The organism is Blastococcus sp. TBT05-19 (genome assembly GCF_003319095.1).
GTDB lineage: Bacteria > Actinomycetota > Actinomycetes > Mycobacteriales > Geodermatophilaceae > Blastococcus.
On the sequence record NZ_QOHI01000001.1, the window covers coordinates 340,753 to 356,051 of the forward strand.

At 74.3% G+C, this 15,299-nt stretch carries 17 protein-coding genes; 15 read left to right on the plus strand and 2 right to left on the minus strand.

The window, feature by feature from the left end; genetic code table 11:
• Positions 1–12 precede the first annotated feature (12 nt).
• The 12 genes from dacB to DQ244_RS01730 all read left to right on the plus strand — a co-directional run bounded on the left by dacB (position 13) and on the right by DQ244_RS01730 (position 10,875).
• Entirely contained in the window at positions 13–1,437 is a 1,425-nt protein-coding gene (dacB, locus tag DQ244_RS01675; RefSeq protein ID WP_113809742.1) for a D-alanyl-D-alanine carboxypeptidase/D-alanyl-D-alanine-endopeptidase, read from the plus strand.
• An 89-nt stretch (positions 1,438–1,526) separates the two neighbouring features.
• Positions 1,527–2,615, plus strand: a complete 1,089-nt coding sequence (locus DQ244_RS01680; protein WP_113809743.1) for a zinc-dependent metalloprotease — start codon at positions 1,527–1,529, stop codon at positions 2,613–2,615.
• Positions 2,616–2,622: 7 nt separating this feature from the next.
• A complete protein-coding gene (tilS, locus tag DQ244_RS01685) occupies positions 2,623–3,633 on the plus strand; it encodes a tRNA lysidine(34) synthetase TilS (protein WP_113809744.1) in 1,011 nt (336 codons plus the stop codon).
• Entirely contained in the window at positions 3,630–4,220 is a 591-nt protein-coding gene (gene hpt, locus DQ244_RS01690; protein ID WP_113809745.1) for a hypoxanthine phosphoribosyltransferase, read from the plus strand. Before tilS ends, hpt begins: the two co-directional genes overlap by 4 nt.
• A 204-nt stretch (positions 4,221–4,424) precedes the next feature.
• A complete protein-coding gene (ftsH, locus tag DQ244_RS01695; protein ID WP_113809746.1) occupies positions 4,425–6,407 on the plus strand; it encodes an ATP-dependent zinc metalloprotease FtsH in 1,983 nt (660 codons plus the stop codon).
• Between the two features lie 82 nt (positions 6,408–6,489).
• Positions 6,490–7,098, plus strand: a complete 609-nt coding sequence (gene folE, locus DQ244_RS01700; protein ID WP_369832092.1) for a GTP cyclohydrolase I FolE — start codon at positions 6,490–6,492, stop codon at positions 7,096–7,098.
• A gap of 55 nt (positions 7,099–7,153) precedes the next feature.
• Entirely contained in the window at positions 7,154–7,966 is an 813-nt protein-coding gene (gene folP, locus DQ244_RS01705; RefSeq protein ID WP_233491105.1) for a dihydropteroate synthase, read from the plus strand.
• Positions 7,959–8,333, plus strand: coding sequence for a dihydroneopterin aldolase (gene folB / locus DQ244_RS01710; protein WP_113809749.1), 375 nt, complete (start codon positions 7,959–7,961; stop codon positions 8,331–8,333). Before folP ends, folB begins: the two co-directional genes overlap by 8 nt.
• Positions 8,330–8,836, plus strand: a complete 507-nt coding sequence (gene folK, locus DQ244_RS01715) for a 2-amino-4-hydroxy-6-hydroxymethyldihydropteridine diphosphokinase (RefSeq protein ID WP_113809750.1) — start codon at positions 8,330–8,332, stop codon at positions 8,834–8,836. The genes folB and folK overlap by 4 nt, the downstream gene beginning before the upstream one ends.
• 7 nt (positions 8,837–8,843) lie before the next feature.
• A complete protein-coding gene (locus DQ244_RS01720) occupies positions 8,844–9,359 on the plus strand; it encodes a DUF3180 domain-containing protein (RefSeq protein WP_113809751.1) in 516 nt (171 codons plus the stop codon).
• 53 nt (positions 9,360–9,412) lie between these two features.
• Positions 9,413–10,339, plus strand: a complete 927-nt coding sequence (locus DQ244_RS01725) for a helix-turn-helix domain-containing protein (protein ID WP_113809752.1) — start codon at positions 9,413–9,415, stop codon at positions 10,337–10,339.
• A complete protein-coding gene (locus tag DQ244_RS01730) occupies positions 10,333–10,875 on the plus strand; it encodes a dihydrofolate reductase family protein (RefSeq protein ID WP_113809753.1) in 543 nt (180 codons plus the stop codon). Before DQ244_RS01725 ends, DQ244_RS01730 begins: the two co-directional genes overlap by 7 nt.
• On the opposite strand, the gene DQ244_RS01735 is transcribed toward DQ244_RS01730, so the two are convergent.
• Positions 10,872–12,053: an ABC transporter ATP-binding protein gene (locus DQ244_RS01735; RefSeq protein WP_113809754.1), complete on the minus strand. Its 1,182-nt coding sequence runs from the start codon at positions 12,051–12,053 to the stop codon at positions 10,872–10,874. The genes DQ244_RS01730 and DQ244_RS01735 overlap by 4 nt on opposite strands.
• Before the next feature lie 26 nt (positions 12,054–12,079).
• On the opposite strand from DQ244_RS01735, the gene DQ244_RS01740 reads away from it, so the two are divergent.
• From DQ244_RS01740 to DQ244_RS01750, 3 genes are all read left to right on the plus strand, one after another.
• The gene (locus DQ244_RS01740; protein ID WP_113809755.1) at positions 12,080–12,778 is read left to right on the plus strand and encodes an ABC transporter permease; all 699 of its coding nucleotides are present in this window, start codon (positions 12,080–12,082) and stop codon (positions 12,776–12,778) included.
• A gap of 16 nt (positions 12,779–12,794) precedes the next feature.
• Entirely contained in the window at positions 12,795–13,523 is a 729-nt protein-coding gene (locus tag DQ244_RS01745; protein ID WP_113809756.1) for an ABC transporter permease, read from the plus strand.
• 131 nt (positions 13,524–13,654) lie between these two features.
• Positions 13,655–14,650, plus strand: coding sequence for a glycine betaine ABC transporter substrate-binding protein (locus DQ244_RS01750; RefSeq protein WP_113809757.1), 996 nt, complete (start codon positions 13,655–13,657; stop codon positions 14,648–14,650).
• Between the two features lie 6 nt (positions 14,651–14,656).
• Here the strand turns inward: DQ244_RS01750 and DQ244_RS01755 are convergent, their stop codons facing one another.
• A complete protein-coding gene (locus tag DQ244_RS01755) occupies positions 14,657–15,262 on the minus strand; it encodes a DUF1684 domain-containing protein (protein WP_199580101.1) in 606 nt (201 codons plus the stop codon).
• Between the last annotated feature and the right edge of the window lie 37 nt (positions 15,263–15,299).

The following is a 15,299-nucleotide window of genomic DNA, read 5'->3' on the forward strand; positions in this document are numbered from 1 at the left end:
CCCTCATAGGGGGTGGAGAGCATTTCGTCGGGTGGATCGACGGTCATCACCGCGAACTACGGGCGGTTCCGCCGCCGCATGATCACGGCCGTCGTGACCCTCGTCCTGCTGCTCGTCGGCGGCGGCATCGCACTCGGTGTGACCCTCGGCCGCGACGACGCCTCCGGCACCGACGCCGCGCCGGTCCCCGACGCCCGGCTCCCCGAGCTCGGACCCGTCGACCCGGTCCTCGCGGGGCTGTCCGACGACGCGCCCGTCCCCGACGCCGACGTCCTGGCCACCCGGCTGACCCCGCTGGTCACCGGCTCGGCCCTCGGCTCGGGCGCGACCGCCCAGGTCGTCGACGTCGCCTCCGGCGAGGTGCTGTTCGACCAGCAGTCCGACGCCCCCGTGACACCGGCGTCCACCGCCAAGCTCCTCACCGCCGTCGCAGCGCTCACCACGCTCGACCCGGCTGACACCTTGGCGACCACCGTCGTCAGCGGTGCGGTCCCGGGCGAGGTCGTGCTCGTGGGCGGCGGGGACGTGACGCTCTCGCGCACCAGCCCGTCGCGGACCTACCCGGGCGCCCCCACCGTCGAGGACCTCGCCACCCAGGTCGTCGGGGCCCTGCCGGCCGGCACGGCGGTCACCCGGGTCGTCGTCGACAGCTCGCTCTACACCGGTCCGCTGACCGCCAGCGGCTGGGGTCCGGGCGATGCGCCCTCCAGCTACGCCGCCCCGATCACCGCCACCGCCGTCGACGGCGCCCGGGTGAGCCCCGGCGCGACGGCGCGCAGCGGCCAGCCCGGGCTGGACGCCGGTGCGGCGCTGGCCGACGCGCTCGGCGCCCCGGGCGCCACCGTCGTCCTCGGGCAGGCGCCGGCCGGTGCGAAGACGCTCGGCATCGTGCAGTCGGCCCCGGTCCTGAGGCAGGTGGAGCAGATGCTGTCCCTGTCGGACAACGTGCTCGCCGAGACCCTCGGCCGCCAGGTCGCCATCGCCCGCGACGAGCCGGCCACCTTCGACGGTGCGGCGCAGGCCATCACCGACGCGGTGGAGGAGGCCGGGATCCCCGTCGCCGACGTCACCCTCTCCGACAGCAGCGGGCTGTCCGCCACCAACAGCGTGACCGCGGAGGTGCTCACCGCGATCGTCACCGGTGCGGCCGACGGCAGCCTGGGGAACGCCTCGGGTCTGCTCGCCGGGCTGCCCATCGCCGGCTACGACGGCACCCTCGCCGACCGCGGCGACGACGACCCGGCCACCGCACCCGGCACGGTCCGCGCCAAGACCGGCACCCTGCTCGGGGTGCACGCGCTCGCCGGCACCGCGGTCACCGCCGACGGCAGGCTGCTGGCCTTCGCCGTCGTCGCCGACGACGCCACCGGCGGCGAGGTCGCGGCCGAAGGTGCGCTGGACGAGTTCGCCGCTCAGCTCGCCGCCTGCGGCTGTTAGAAGGACCGCCCTTCCCCCCAGGCCTCGCTCGCTCGGCCCGGGCCCCTGAAGGGCGGCCGTTCCAGTCCGTCACCACGTACGGTGAAGCGATGAGCAGCGCCTCCTCGATGGTCGACTGGGACCTCGCCGGACGCACCGCCCGGCGGTTGGTCAGCCCGGGTCCGCGCACGACGCGGGAGGAGGCCGCCGCTGTCGTCCGCGAGCTGCACGAGGCCGCGGCCACCGCGGTCGCGCACGTGGAGGCCCTCACCGGCCTGAGCCCGGTCCCCGGCGGCGCCGTTCCCGAGGTCGTCGTCGTCGACCGCCCGGCGTGGGCCGACGCCAACGCCCGCGGCATGGCCACCCTGCTCGACCCGCTGGTCGAGAAGCTCGCCGAGCAGCAGGAGAGCCGCCCCGGCGCCCTCGCCACCGCCATCGGCTCCCGGGCCACCGGGCTGCAGGCCGGCGGGCTGCTGGCCTTCCTCGCCAGCCGGGTCCTGGGGCAGTACGAGATCTTCGGCACCGGCGGCCGGCTCCTGCTGGTGGCGCCCAACATCGTGGCCACCGAGCGCAAACTGGGCGTCGACCCGTCGGACTTCCGGCTGTGGGTCTGCCTGCACGAGGTCACCCACCAGCTGCAGTTCACCGGCGTCCCGTGGCTGCACGGCTACCTGGAGACCCAGATCGCGGAGTTCGTCTCCGCCACCGACCTCGCCCCCGACGTGCTCCGCGAGCGCGTGCAGGACGTGTTCCGCAGCATCCTCGACGCCGTCCGCGGCACCGAGCCCGGGCGCGAGCCCGAGGGCCTGATGGCGCTCATCCAGGACCCCCGCCAGCGCGAGGTGCTGGACCGGGTCACCGCGGTGATGAGCCTGGTCGAGGGGCACGCCGAGTACGTGATGGACGGCGTCGGGCCCGACGTGGTGCCGTCGGTGCGCACCCTGCGCAAGCGGTTCGCCCAGCGCCGCAAGGGCCGGGGACCGCTGGACCGCGTGCTGCGCCGGCTGCTCGGACTCGAGCAGAAGATGAAGCAGTACGCCGACGGCCGGGTCTTCGTCGGCGGCGTCGTCGACCTCGCCGGCATGGAGGGCTTCAACCGCGTCTGGGACGGCCCGGAGAACCTGCCGCGCATCGACGAGCTCACCGCCCCGGAGCGGTGGGTGGAGCGGGTGCTCGGCCGCCCGGCCATCCCGGCCTGACCGCCGGGTGAGCGGGCCACCTCCCGCCGTCGCGGTCCTGCGGCACGCCGTCCGGTCCGGGCTGCGCGGCTCGTCGCGCCCGGTGCTCGCCGCCTGCAGCGGGGGAGCGGACTCCGTGGCGCTGGCCGCCGCGCTGGCCTTCGAGGCGCGGCACGCCGGCGTCCGGGTCGGCGCGGTCACCGTGGACCACCGGCTGCAGCCGGGGTCCGGCGACCGGGCGCGGGCGACCGCGGAGCTGCTCGCCGGGCTGGGTCTGGACCCCGTGCTGGTGCTGCCGGTGGACGTCGCCACCGCGGGCGGACCGGAGGGCGCCGCCCGGGAGGCGCGCTACGCGGCGCTGACCCGCGCGGCCGACGAGCACGGCGCCCGCGTCGCGCTCGGCCACACCCTCGACGACCAGGCCGAGACCGTGCTGCTCGGCCTCGGAAGGGGCTCGGGGCCGCGCTCGGTCGCCGGCATGGTCGAGGACCGGCCGCCGTTCTGGCGCCCGCTTCTCGGCGTGCGACGAGCCACCACCCGGCAGGCCTGCGCCGACCAGGGGCTGCCGGTGTGGGACGACCCCTGGAACGACGACCCCGCCTACACGCGGGCCCGGCTGCGGGCCGAGGCGCTGCCGCTGCTGGAGGACGTGCTGGGCGGCGGGGTGGCCCCGGCCCTGGCGCGGACGGCGGAGCTGCTCCGCGAGGACCTCGACGCCCTGGACGGCCTGGCCGCGGCGGAGCTGGCCCGCCTGGGGTCCGGGGACGGGAGCCTGCCGGCCCGCCCGCTGGAGCCGCTGCCGGCGGCGCTGCGCCGGCGGGTGCTGCGCGGCTGGCTGCTCGCCGCCGGGGTCCCCGACCTGCAGGCGGTGCACCTCCGCGCGGTCGAGGCGCTCGTCACACGGTGGCGGGGGCAGGGCCGGATCGACCTACCCGGCGGCGCAGGGGTGCTCCGCACGTCTGGCACTCTGGTGGTCCAGGCGCCGGATCTCCTCGGCGCCGATCCAGGACCCGCAGCCCTCGAGGAGCCCCTTCCGTGACGACGGAGCCCGCCAGCACCCCCGGGGCCCTCGGTCCCGACCACGGCTACGGTCCGGACATCGACCACGTGCTGCTCAGCGAGGAGCAGATCCAGGCGAAGATCGGCGAGCTCGCCGCCCGGATCGCGGCGGACTACGCCGGGCGCGAGGTCCTGCTCGTCGGCGTGCTCAAGGGCGCCGTGCTGTTCATGAGCGACTTCGCCCGGGCTCTGCAGCTGCCCACGCAGATGGAGTTCATGGCCGTCTCCTCCTACGGCTCCTCCACCAGCTCCTCCGGCGTCGTGCGGATCCTCAAGGACCTCGACCGCGACATCACCGACAAGCACGTGCTGGTGCTCGAGGACATCATCGACTCGGGCCTGACCCTGTCCTGGCTGCTGAAGAACCTGGGCGGCCGGTCGCCGGCCTCGCTCGAGGTGTGCGCGCTGCTGCGCAAGCCCGACGCGGTCAAGGTCGAGGTGCCGGTGAAGTACATCGGCTTCGACATCCCGAACGAGTTCGTCGTCGGCTACGGCCTGGACTACGCCGAGCGGTACCGCGACCTGCCCTACATCGGCACGCTCAAGCCCGAGGTCTACTCCAGCTGACCCCGGAGGGTCTCTCCTCCGGGCGGGGGATGCGCGGACCTTCCCAGGTCGCACGCAGGGGATGCCCAGGCTGCCCGGTGTACCGTCGATCGCGACGACGCTGCACCGAGCGCCGGGGTCCCCACCCGGGCCGCCGGCTGCGTCCCGGGCACGTACAGGAGGGTCGACGGGCAGGCCGGTTCCGCCGGCGCCCGGCATCGGTGTATGGAACGTAAGAAGATCTTCCGCTCCGTCTGGTTCTGGATCGTCCTGGTCATCCTCCTGGCCCTGACGGTCTCGACCTTCTTCAGCGGGAACGGCAACCGCCAGGAGATCTCGACCTCGACCGCGCTCGAGCAGATCGAGAGCGGCAACGTCGAGTCCGCGACGCTGAACACCCGCGAGCAGACCCTCGACCTCGACCTCGAGGACGAGGTGCAGGGCAGCACCGAGGTGACCGCCTCGTACCCCAGCGCCTTCGAGGACACGATCGTCGAGCTGCTCCGCGAGGAGCAGGGCGACTCCGAGGGGTTCGACACCAACGTCACCCAGGACAGCCTGCTGGTCAGCCTCCTGGTGAGCTTCCTGCCGTTCCTGATCCTGCTGCTGCTGCTCTTCTGGCTGTTCAACTCCATGCAGGGCGGCGGCCGCGGCGTCATGCAGTTCGGCAAGTCCAAGGCCAAGCAGGTCACCAAGGACACCCCGAAGACGACGTTCGCCGACGTCGCGGGCGCCGACGAGGCCGTCGAGGAACTGCACGAGATCAAGGACTTCCTGCAGAACCCGGTCAAGTTCCAGGCCGTCGGCGCCAAGATCCCCAAGGGCGTGCTGCTCTTCGGCCCGCCCGGGACCGGTAAGACGCTGCTGGCGCGGGCCGTGGCCGGCGAGGCCGGCGTGCCGTTCTACTCGATCTCCGGCTCGGACTTCGTCGAGATGTTCGTCGGTGTCGGCGCCAGCCGTGTCCGCGACCTGTTCTCCCAGGCCAAGGAGAACGCGCCGGCGATCATCTTCATCGACGAGATCGACGCCGTCGGCCGTCACCGCGGCGCCGGCATGGGCGGCGGGCACGACGAGCGCGAGCAGACCCTCAACCAGATGCTGGTCGAGATGGACGGCTTCGACGTCAAGGGCGGCGTCATCCTCATCGCCGCCAGCAACCGGCCCGACATCCTCGACCCGGCGCTGCTGCGCCCGGGCCGTTTCGACCGGCAGATCGCCGTCGACCGTCCCGACCTGCTCGGCCGCAAGGCGATCCTGAGCGTGCACGCCAAGGGCAAGCCGCTCGCCCCCGACGTCGACATCGAGACCGTCGCCCGGCGCACCCCCGGGTTCACCGGCGCCGACCTGGCCAACGTGCTCAACGAGGCCGCGCTGCTCACCGCGCGCGGCAACGGGTCGCTCATCACCGACGAGACCCTCGAGGAGGCGATCGACCGGGTCATCGCCGGCCCCGAGCGCAAGACGCGGGCGATGAGCGAGAAGGAGAAGAAGGTCACCGCCTACCACGAGGGCGGGCACGCCCTGGTGGCGCACGCGCTGCCCAACCTGGACCCGGTGCACAAGGTCACGATCCTGCCGCGCGGCCGCTCGCTCGGGCACACCCTCGTGCTGCCGACCGAGGACAAGTACACCCAGACGCGGTCGGAGATGATCGACACCCTCGCCTACGCCCTCGGTGGCCGGGCGGCGGAGGAGCTCGTCTTCCACGAGCCCACCACGGGTGCCGGCAACGACATCGAGAAGGCCACCGGCATGGCCCGGGCGATGGTCACCCAGTACGGCATGAGCGCCAAGCTGGGTGCGGTCAAGTACGGCAGCACCGAGGGCGAGCCGTTCCTGGGCCGCGACATGGGCAGCCGTCCGGACTACTCCGAGGCGGTCGCCGCCGACATCGACGCCGAGATCCGGGCGCTGATCGAGGCCGCCCACGACGAGGCCTGGGAGATCCTGGTGGAGCACCGCGAGGTCCTCGACCAGCTGGTGCTCGAGCTGATGGAGAAGGAGACCCTCTCCAAGGACGACATGGCCCGCATCTGCGCGCCGGTCACCAAGCGCCCGTCGCTGGCCCCCTACAACGGCTTCGGCAAGCGCACGCCGTCGACGCAGCCGCCGGTGCTCACGCCGTCGGAGCGGGCCGGCCAGAACGGCAGCACGCCGCTGGCGATCGCGCCGGTCGGCGACGACGTCGGGTCCCCCGCGAAGCGATGAGCGAGCTCGCGAGCTCATCCATGGGCAGGGCAGCCTCGCGAGCACGTCCGACGAGCGCCAGCGAGGAGGTCGCGTGAGCGAGATCCCGGCGGAGCCCGAGGACCTGCTGCTCGAGCCGGTCGCCGGCGTCGACCAGGAGCGGGCGGCCGCTGCCGTCCGCGAGCTGCTCATCGCGGTGGGGGAGGACCCCGACCGCCCGGGGCTGCGCGACACCCCGGCGCGGGTCGCCCGCGCCTACGCGGAGACCTTCGCCGGGCTCCAGCAGGACCCCTACGAGGTGCTCGCGACGACGTTCGACGAGGACCACCAGGAGCTCGTGCTGGTCAAGGACATCCCGATGTACTCGACCTGCGAGCACCACCTCGTCCCCTTCCACGGGGTCGCGCACGTGGCCTACATCCCCGGCCACGACGGGCGGGTCACCGGCCTGTCCAAGCTGGCCCGGCTGGTCGAGGTCTACGCCCGCCGCCCGCAGGTGCAGGAGCGGATGACGCGGCAGATCGCCGACGCGCTCGCCGACGCGCTCAAGCCCCGTGGCGTGCTCGTCGTGATCCAGGCCGAGCACCTCTGCATGGCGATGCGCGGCATCCGCAAGCCCGGGTCGTCCACCGTCACCTCCGCCGTCCGCGGCATCTTCCGGGAGAACGCGGCGACCCGCAGCGAGGCGATGAGCCTCGTGCTCGGCCGGTGAGCGGGGCGCACCGATGACCCCGGTCGCGTTGCCGCGGCCGGGTCACTGCGTGGTCATGGGCGTCCTGAACGTCACGCCGGACTCGTTCTCCGACGGCGGTTGCTTCGCCGACACCGCGACCGCCGTCGCGCACGGCCTGGCGATGCACGCCGCCGGCGCGGACTACGTCGACGTGGGCGGGGAGTCCACCCGCCCGGGAGCCGACCGGGTGGGCGCCGACGAGGAGTGCGGCCGGGTCGTGCCGGTCATCCGCGAGCTCGCCGCGGCTGGGGTGCGCACCAGCGTCGACACCACGCGCGCCGAGGTCGCCGAGGCGGCGCTGCACGCGGGCGCGGTGCTGGTCAACGACGTCAGCGGCGGGCTGGCGGACAAGAACATGGCCGACCTCGTGGCCGACGCCGGGGTGCCGTGGGTGCTGATGCACTGGCGCGGGCACAGCCGCGAGATGTACGCGGCGGCGCAGTACGGCGACGTCGTCACCGAGGTCTGCGCCGAGCTGACCGCCCGCGTCGAGGATGTCGTCGCCGCCGGTGTGGCACCCGCGCAGCTCGTGCTCGACCCGGGCCTGGGGTTCGCCAAGCGCGCCGAGCACAACTGGGCGCTCCTGGCCGGCCTCGACCGGCTGATCGGCCTCGGGCTGCCGGTGCTCGTCGGGGCGTCCCGCAAGACCTTCCTGGGGCGGTTGCTGCCGCTGCCCGACGGCTCCCCGCGGCCGGCCGAGCAGCGGGACGCCGCGACCCTGGCGACCACCGTGCTGGCCGCCGAGGCCGGCGCGTGGGGGGTCCGGGTGCACGACGCCGCGGCATCGGTGGACGCCGTCCGTACCGTGGCCGCAGTCCGCGCAGCGAGAGGAGCAGGCCGTGGGTGACCGGACCCCTGACCGGATCGCCGTCCGCGGCATCCGCGCCCACGCCAACCACGGCGTCTACGCGTTCGAGCGCGAGCGCGGCCAGCTGTTCCTCGTCGACGCCGTCCTCGAGCTCGACACCTCCGCCGCCGCGGCCGGCGACGACCTGGCGCGGACGGTCAACTACGCCGAGCTGGCCCAGAAGCTGCAGCGCGTCCTGACCGGCGAGCCGGTGAACCTGCTCGAGACCCTGGCCCAGCAGCTCGCCGACGCCTGCCTGGCCGACGAGCTCGTCGACGCCGTGGAGATCACCGTGCACAAGCCGGAGGCCGAGCTGGGCGTGCCGTTCGCCGACGTGACCGTCAGCATCCGGCGAGAGCGTCGATGACGAGAGCTGTCCTGTCGCTGGGGGCCAACCTCGGCGACCGAGCCGCCGCGCTCCGGGCCGCGCTCACCGCGCTCAAGGACGACGGGGTGCTCGTGGCCCGCTCGACGCTGTACGAGACGCCGCCGTGGGGGCCGGTCGAGCAGCCGCCGTACCTGAACGCCATCGCCGTCGTCCGGGGCGACCGCGACGCCCGGGGCTGGCTGGCCCGGGCGCACGAGCTGGAGCAGGCCGCCGGCCGCACCCGCGAGGTCCGCTGGGGCGCCCGCACCCTCGACGTCGACGTCGTGGCCGTGACCGGGGACGACGGCGCCCCGGTGCTCTCCGACGACCCCGAGCTGACCCTGCCGCACCCCCGGGCGCACGAGCGCGCGTTCGTGCTCGTGCCGTGGGACGTCGTCGAGCCCACCGCCGTCCTCCCGGGGCGGGGTCCGGTCTCCGAGCTGGTCGCCGCGCTCGACCCGGCGGAGGTCGCCGCGGTCCAGCGCTGGGACCACCTGCACTGAGCCGCCCGTGACCCCCGTCCGCCGTCGCGACCTGGTCGCCCTCGCCGCCGGCCTGGCCGTGGCCTCGTGGCTGCTCGTCCGCGCCTGGTACGGGGACCTGCCCGCGCTGCGCTGGTGGCAGCCCACGCCGCTGGCCCTGCTCGCCCTCGCCGAGGCGCTCGGCGCCAGGACGCTCCGGTACCGGCTGACCGCCGAGCGGGAGGCCCGCGCCGGGCGCGGGCCCACGACGGTGGACGGCCGCGCGGCCCTGCTGCGTCCCGTCGAGCCGATGCTCGTGGCCCGGCTGGCCGTCCTGGCCCAGGCCAGCGCGTACCTGGGTGCGGTCCTCGCCGGGATCTGGGGCGGTGTGCTGCTGCACGTCGCGCCGGCCGCCGGGCGGCTCGCGGCGGCCGGTGACGACACGGTGGTCGCGGGGATCGGGCTGGCCTGCTCGGCGGCCCTGGTCGCGGCCGCGCTGCTGCTGGAGGCCGCGTGCCGCGTTCCTCCCACCCCCTCCGACGGCGAGGACCGGCCCGCCCGCTGAGCGGGGCAAGAACGGTCAAGCACTCCGCGGCCGGGGCGCACCAGACTGACCGCATGACCGGACGAGACCGCCTGCGCGAGCTGCTCGACGCGGTGCTCGACGAGGACAACCGCACCCTCTCCGACATGGCCGGCGACGCCTACGCCTCGCCGTTCCACCTCACCCGGGTGCTCACCCGCGACGCGGGCGAGCCGCCGGTGGCCATGCGGCGGCGGGTGATGCTCGAGCGCGCCGCCTGGGAGCTGCGCCGGGGCAGCAGCGTCACCGACGTCGCCTGGACGGCGGGCTACGAGTCCGTCGAGGGGTTCAGCCGCGCGTTCACCCGCGCCTTCGGCCGGGCGCCCAGCACGGTCGACGAGACGACCGGGCACTGGCTCCCGGCGCCCAACGGGATCCACTTCCACCCGCCCACCTCGCTGTGGGTGCAGAGCACGGAGCACGCCATGAACCCGCTCACCGAGCAGCTGGTGGCGCACGGTCTGGACGACGCGCGGCACCTGATCGAGGTCGCGAAGGGGTTGAGCGACGAGGAGTTCCGCGCGACCCGGCTGCCCGGGGCGGTCGTGCTGCCCTGGGACGGGCCCGAGGAGTCGGTGCAGGCGGTGCTCGACCACCTGGTGTCCACCGTCGAGGTCTGGCTCGCCTCGATCGAGGGCCACGACCTCCCGCGGCGCGACGACGACCCCTCACCGGCCCGGCTGCTCGAACGGCACGACGCCGCGGCGCCGCGCTGGCTGGCGGTGGTGCGCGACGTCGACCGGCGCGGCGGCTGGGACGACCGGCTGATCGACGCGCTGTGCGAGCCGCCGGAGAGCTTTGTGCTCAGCAGCGTCGTGGCGCACGTGCTGACGTACTCGGCGCACCGGCGGCAGCTCGTGCGGCACCTGCTCCGCGCCGCCGGTCGCGAGATCGACACCGGCGACCCCATCGACTGGGTCCGCGCCCGCCGCGGCGAGACCACGGGAGGACCACCGTGCTGACCTACTACACCGCCACCACCCTCGACGGGTTCATCGCCGATCCTGACGACTCCCTCGACTGGCTGCTCCGGCAGCCGAACGAGGCGAGCGGGCCGTTCGGTTTCGACGACTTCATGTCCGGCGTCGGGGCGGTCGTGATGGGCTCGACCACCTACGAGTGGGTGCTCGCGCACGAGGACGGGAAATGGCCGTACACCCTGCCGTCGTGGGTGATGACCTCCCGGGAGCTGCCCTCGGCGACGGGCGCGGACGTCCGGTTCGCCTCCGGGGACGTGCGCACGGTGCACGCCGAGATGACCGCCGCCGCCGGCGGCAGGGGCCTGTGGGTGGTCGGCGGGGGAGACCTCGCCGGCCAGTTCGCGGAAGCCGGACTGCTCGACGAGGTGGTCGTCTCGGTCGCCCCGGTCACCCTCGGCGCGGGACGGCCGCTGCTGCCCCGGCGGCTGGACCTGGAGCTGGTCGAGTCGGCCGTGAACGGCGCGTTCGTCTGCGCCCGCTACCGGGTGGCCGGGCCGTTGCTGGAGGACCGCTCCTAGGTGTGCGCGGCGCCGGCGGTCTCGGGCACCGAGCCCTCGACCGACCGGCGCAGGGCGGCGTGCAGCGACTCGGGGGTCAGCACCCCGAGGAACCGGTCCCCGTCCAGGACGGCGACCCAGCCGGCCTCGAGCTGGAGCATGGTCGAGAACGCCGTCTTCAGCGACGCGCCGACCGGCACCCAGGCCTCCATCCGCCGGCAGGCGTCGCGCACCGTGCCGCTGCCCGAGGCGCGCTCCACCGACAGCCACCCGTGCAGGTCCTGCCGGTCGTCGAGGACGACGGCCCAGCGGGCCCCGGCCCGCACCAGGGCGGCCCGTGCCTCGGCCAGCCCGTCGTCCACCCGGACCACCGGCGGGTGCTCGAGGTCGGCGACGTCGATGCCGGTGACGGCGAGCCGCTTGAGGCCCCGGTCGACGCCGACGAAGTCGGCCACGAAGTCGTTGGCCGGCCGGCCCAGCAGCTCGGCGGGGGGCGCGAACTGCTCCACGTGGCCGCCGCTGCTCATCACCGCGATCCGGTCGCCGATGCGCACGGCCTCCTCGATGTCGTGGGTGACGAACACGATGGTCTTGCGCACCGTCTCCTGCAGCCGCAGGAACTCCGTCTGCAGCCGCTCCCGCACGACCGGGTCGACGGCGGAGAACGGCTCGTCCATGAGCAGCACGGGCGGGTCCGCCGCGAGCGCCCGGGCGACGCCGGCCCGCTGGCGCTGGCCGCCGGAGAGCTGGTGCGGGTAGCGGTCGGCGTGGACGTCGGGGTCGAGGCCCACGAGGGCGAGCAGCTCCTGCACGCGGTCGCGGGTGCGCGCCCGGTCCCAGCCGAGCAGTCGCGGCACCGTGCCGATGTTGGCCCGGATCGTCTGGTGCGGGAAGAGGCCGACGTTCTGGATCACGTAGCCGATCCGGCGGCGCAGCTGCACCGGGTCGACCCCGGTGACGTCCTCGCCGCCGAGCAGGATCCGGCCGGTCGTCGGCTCGATGATGCGGTTGACCATCTTCATCGTGGTCGTCTTGCCGCAGCCGGACGGCCCGACCAGCACGGTCAGCTCACCCGCGGTGAAGGTCAGGTCCAGCTCGGCGACGCCCACCGTGCCGTCGGCGTAGACCTTGCTGACGCCCTCCAGCCGGATCTCCTCGGCGGAGGCTGCGGACCGGCCAGGAGAAGCAGTAGCGTCCACGAGGTGGCCTTCCTGGTACGCGCCCCGTGCTGAGCGCGGCGAGCGGCGAGCTGCTCGCGGTCGATGCGGCGCCGAACCCGTGGTTCGACCCGTCCTACGTGACGTCCAACTGGGACACCATCATGGGCTACCTCGGCGAGCACGTCAGGCTGACGGTCGGCGCCGTCGTCCTCGGTGCCCTGCTGGCGCTGCCGCTGGCGGTGCTGGCCCGGCGGAGCCGCTGGCTCGCGGGGCCCGTGCTGGGGCTGTCCACCCTCGTCTACACGATCCCGTCGCTGGCGATGTTCGCCTTCGTCGCGCCGATCACCGGGCTCACCACCACGACGGTCCTCATCGGCCTGGTGCTCTACTCCCTGGTCATCCTGGTGCGCAACTTCCTCGCCGGCCTGCAGGCCGTCCCCGCCGAGGTGCGCGAGGCCGCCCGCGGCATGGGGTACGGGGCCGGCCGGCTCTTCTGGCAGGTCGAGCTGCCCCTGGCGGTGCCGGCGATCATGGCCGGGCTGCGGATCGCCACCGTCTCCACGGTCGCGCTGGCCACCGTGGGTGTGATCGTCGGGCACGGCGGTCTGGGGCAGCTCATCACCGGCGGGTTCAACGCCAACTTCTACCGGGCCCCGATCGTCGTCGGGACGCTGGGCTGCGTGCTGCTGGCACTCCTGGCCGACCTCCTGCTGGCGGGGGCCGAGCGGCTGCTCACGCCGTGGACGCGACGGGCCGCGGCATGAGCCGGGGGGTGGGGGCGTGAACCGCTGGGAGGAGGCGTTCCGCTACCTCAACGACCCGTTCAACTGGTCCCGCCCGGGCGGGATCCTCGACCTGCTCACCGAGCACCTCCGGATCTCCGGGGTCGCGGTGCTCGTGGCGATGCTGATCGCGCTGCCGGTGGGAGCGGTGCTGGGCCACACCGGCCGGGGTGGTGCGTTCACCGTGGCCCTGTCCAACGTCTCGCGGGCAGTGCCCACCCTCGCGCTGCTGACCCTCTTCGCGGTCACCCCGATCGGCTTCGGCCCGACGGCCACCACCATCGCGCTCGCGGTGTTCGCCGTCCCGCCGATCCTGACCAACACCTACGTGGGCTTCCGGTCGGTCGACCCCGACGTCGTCGAGGCGTCCCGGGCGATGGGCATGGGAGGCCGCCAGGTGCTGCTCCGCGCCGAGCTGCCGCTCGCCGCGCCGCTGGTGATGACCGGCGTCCGCACCGCGGCGGTGCAGGTGGTGGCGACGGCCACCCTGGCCGCCCTGGTCGCCGGCGGCGGGCTGGGCCGGATCATCACCCTGGGGTTCGCGCAGCAGAACTACGGGACGGTGCTCGCCGGCGCCGTCCTGGTCGCCGCGCTCGCCGTGCTGACCGAGCTGCTGCTGGTGGCCCTCACCTGGGCGGTCGTCCCCGGGGACAAGCGGCTTCCGTTCCTGCGCGCCCGGCGCGCCACCCCGGTGCCCGAGCCCACGGCCAGCGGCGTCCCGCTCTGAGGTCACGGATCGCTAACGGCCTCCCCGACCGATTGCGCACCACCGATCCGCGGAGTTGCATGGTCGTCGCGGGGTCCACCCGCCAGACACGCGTGGCCGGGATGCGGCCACGGGACACAGAAGGCGGGGTCATGCGCGCGCGCACCCGGTACATCGTTCCTCTCGCCCTGGCCGCCCTGGTCACCACCGCCTGCGGTGAGTCGGGGTCCTCCGGCACCGGCGGGGGTGCCGACACCACCCAGGCCTCCGGCGACGCCTGCGCGCCGGTCCCCGGCGACCAGCTCGTCGTCCTCGCCGACGACGAAGGCCTGCAGAACGCCGACAACCTCATCCCGGCGGTCAACGCCGCCGCCGCCGAGGCCAACCCGGCTCTCGTGCCGGCGCTGGACGCGGTGTCGCAGGCGCTCTCCCTCGAGGAGCTGGGCGCTCTCAACGTCGCCGTCGACGTCGAGCGGCAGAGCCCCGAGGACGCCGCCGCGGCCTGGGTCGAGGAGAACATCGACACCGCGGCCCTGGAGAAGGGCAGCGGCACGATCGTGATCGGCGGCGGCAACTTCTCCGAGCCGACGATCCTGGCCAACATCTACGCCGACGTGCTGGAGGCGGCCGGGTTCACCGCGACCGTGCAGCCCACCGGCAACCGCGAGCTCTACCTCCCCGCCGTGCAGCGCGGTGAGATCCAGGTGCACCCGGACTACCTCGCGACGGTCACCGAGTTCCTCGAGGGTGACGACGCCAACCAGGTGGCGTCCAGCGACGTCGACGAGACGGTGGCGGCCCTGACGCCGCTCGCCGAGGAGGCCGGGCTGGTCTTCGGCGAGCCCTCCGAGGCGGCCAACCAGAACGCCTTCGCCGTCACCCAGGAGTTCGCCGACGAGCTCGGCGTCAGCACCCTGTCGGAGCTGGCCGACGCGTGCGGCGACGGATCGCTCGTGCTCGGCGGTCCGGGTGAGTGCCCGACGCGGCCGTTCTGCCAGCTGGGCCTCGAGGAGACCTACGGTCTGAGCTTCGCGGGCTTCCAGGAGTTCGACGCCGGTGGCCCGCTGACCAAGGCGGCCATCCAGCAGGGCGAGGTCTCCCTCGGTCTGGTCTTCACCACCGACGGATCGGTCCAGCAGGCCGACTGAGCCCGGTCAGTACCAGCCGCCGGGGGGCAGCTGCTCCCCGGCGGCGACCGGCGTCCCCACCCGGTTGCCCTCCGGGGCCAGGGGGCAGGACCACCGCGGGTCGTAGGCGCACGACGGGTGGTAGGCGAAGTTGAGGTCGACGACGAGCCTGCCGTCGTCCCCGCCGAGGTCGGCACCCTTGACGGTGTCGAGCAGGTAGCGCCCGCCGCCGTAGGTCGTCCCGCCGGCGGTGCCGTCGCGCAGCGGCAGGAAGACGCCCCCGCCGTAGAGGGCCACCCACCACACGTCCAGCCGGCCCACGCCGGGCAGCTCCACGGCCCCGATCCGTTCGAGGGGCACGACGCCGTCGGCGGCGGTGGGCACCTCCAGGCGCAGCGGCTCCGCGGCCTCGAGCAGCGCGTCGAAGCGCAGCGCCGGGTCGTAGGGCGCCATCGGCAACCCGGTGAACCCGGCGCGCGCCTGCTCGTCCAGCGGTGACGCCGGATGGGCGGCGAACAGCTCGTCGCGGCCCGCCCGCCACCGCTGCCACCCCTGCTCGGGATCGGCGCAGCTCCGGACGTCGGCGTGCAGCGCGGCGACGCGGCGCCGCCAGTCCAGCAGCGAGAGGTTCACCGGCCCACTGTCGCACCCGGACCGCGACGGCGACTGT

Excerpts from the sequence above, each read along its gene's own strand:
- folP (WP_233491105.1), top strand. The coding sequence starts at position 7,154 with ATGGGCGTCCTGAACGTCACGCCGGACTCGTTCTCCGACGGCGGTTGC.
- DQ244_RS01725 (WP_113809752.1), top strand. The coding sequence starts at position 9,413 with ATGACCGGACGAGACCGCCTGCGCGAGCTGCTCGACGCGGTGCTCGAC.
- DQ244_RS01750 (WP_113809757.1), top strand. The coding sequence starts at position 13,655 with ATGCGCGCGCGCACCCGGTACATCGTTCCTCTCGCCCTGGCCGCCCTG.
- folK (WP_113809750.1), top strand. The coding sequence starts at position 8,330 with ATGACGAGAGCTGTCCTGTCGCTGGGGGCCAACCTCGGCGACCGAGCC.
- DQ244_RS01680 (WP_113809743.1), top strand. The coding sequence starts at position 1,527 with ATGAGCAGCGCCTCCTCGATGGTCGACTGGGACCTCGCCGGACGCACC.
- ftsH (WP_113809746.1), top strand. The coding sequence starts at position 4,425 with ATGGAACGTAAGAAGATCTTCCGCTCCGTCTGGTTCTGGATCGTCCTG.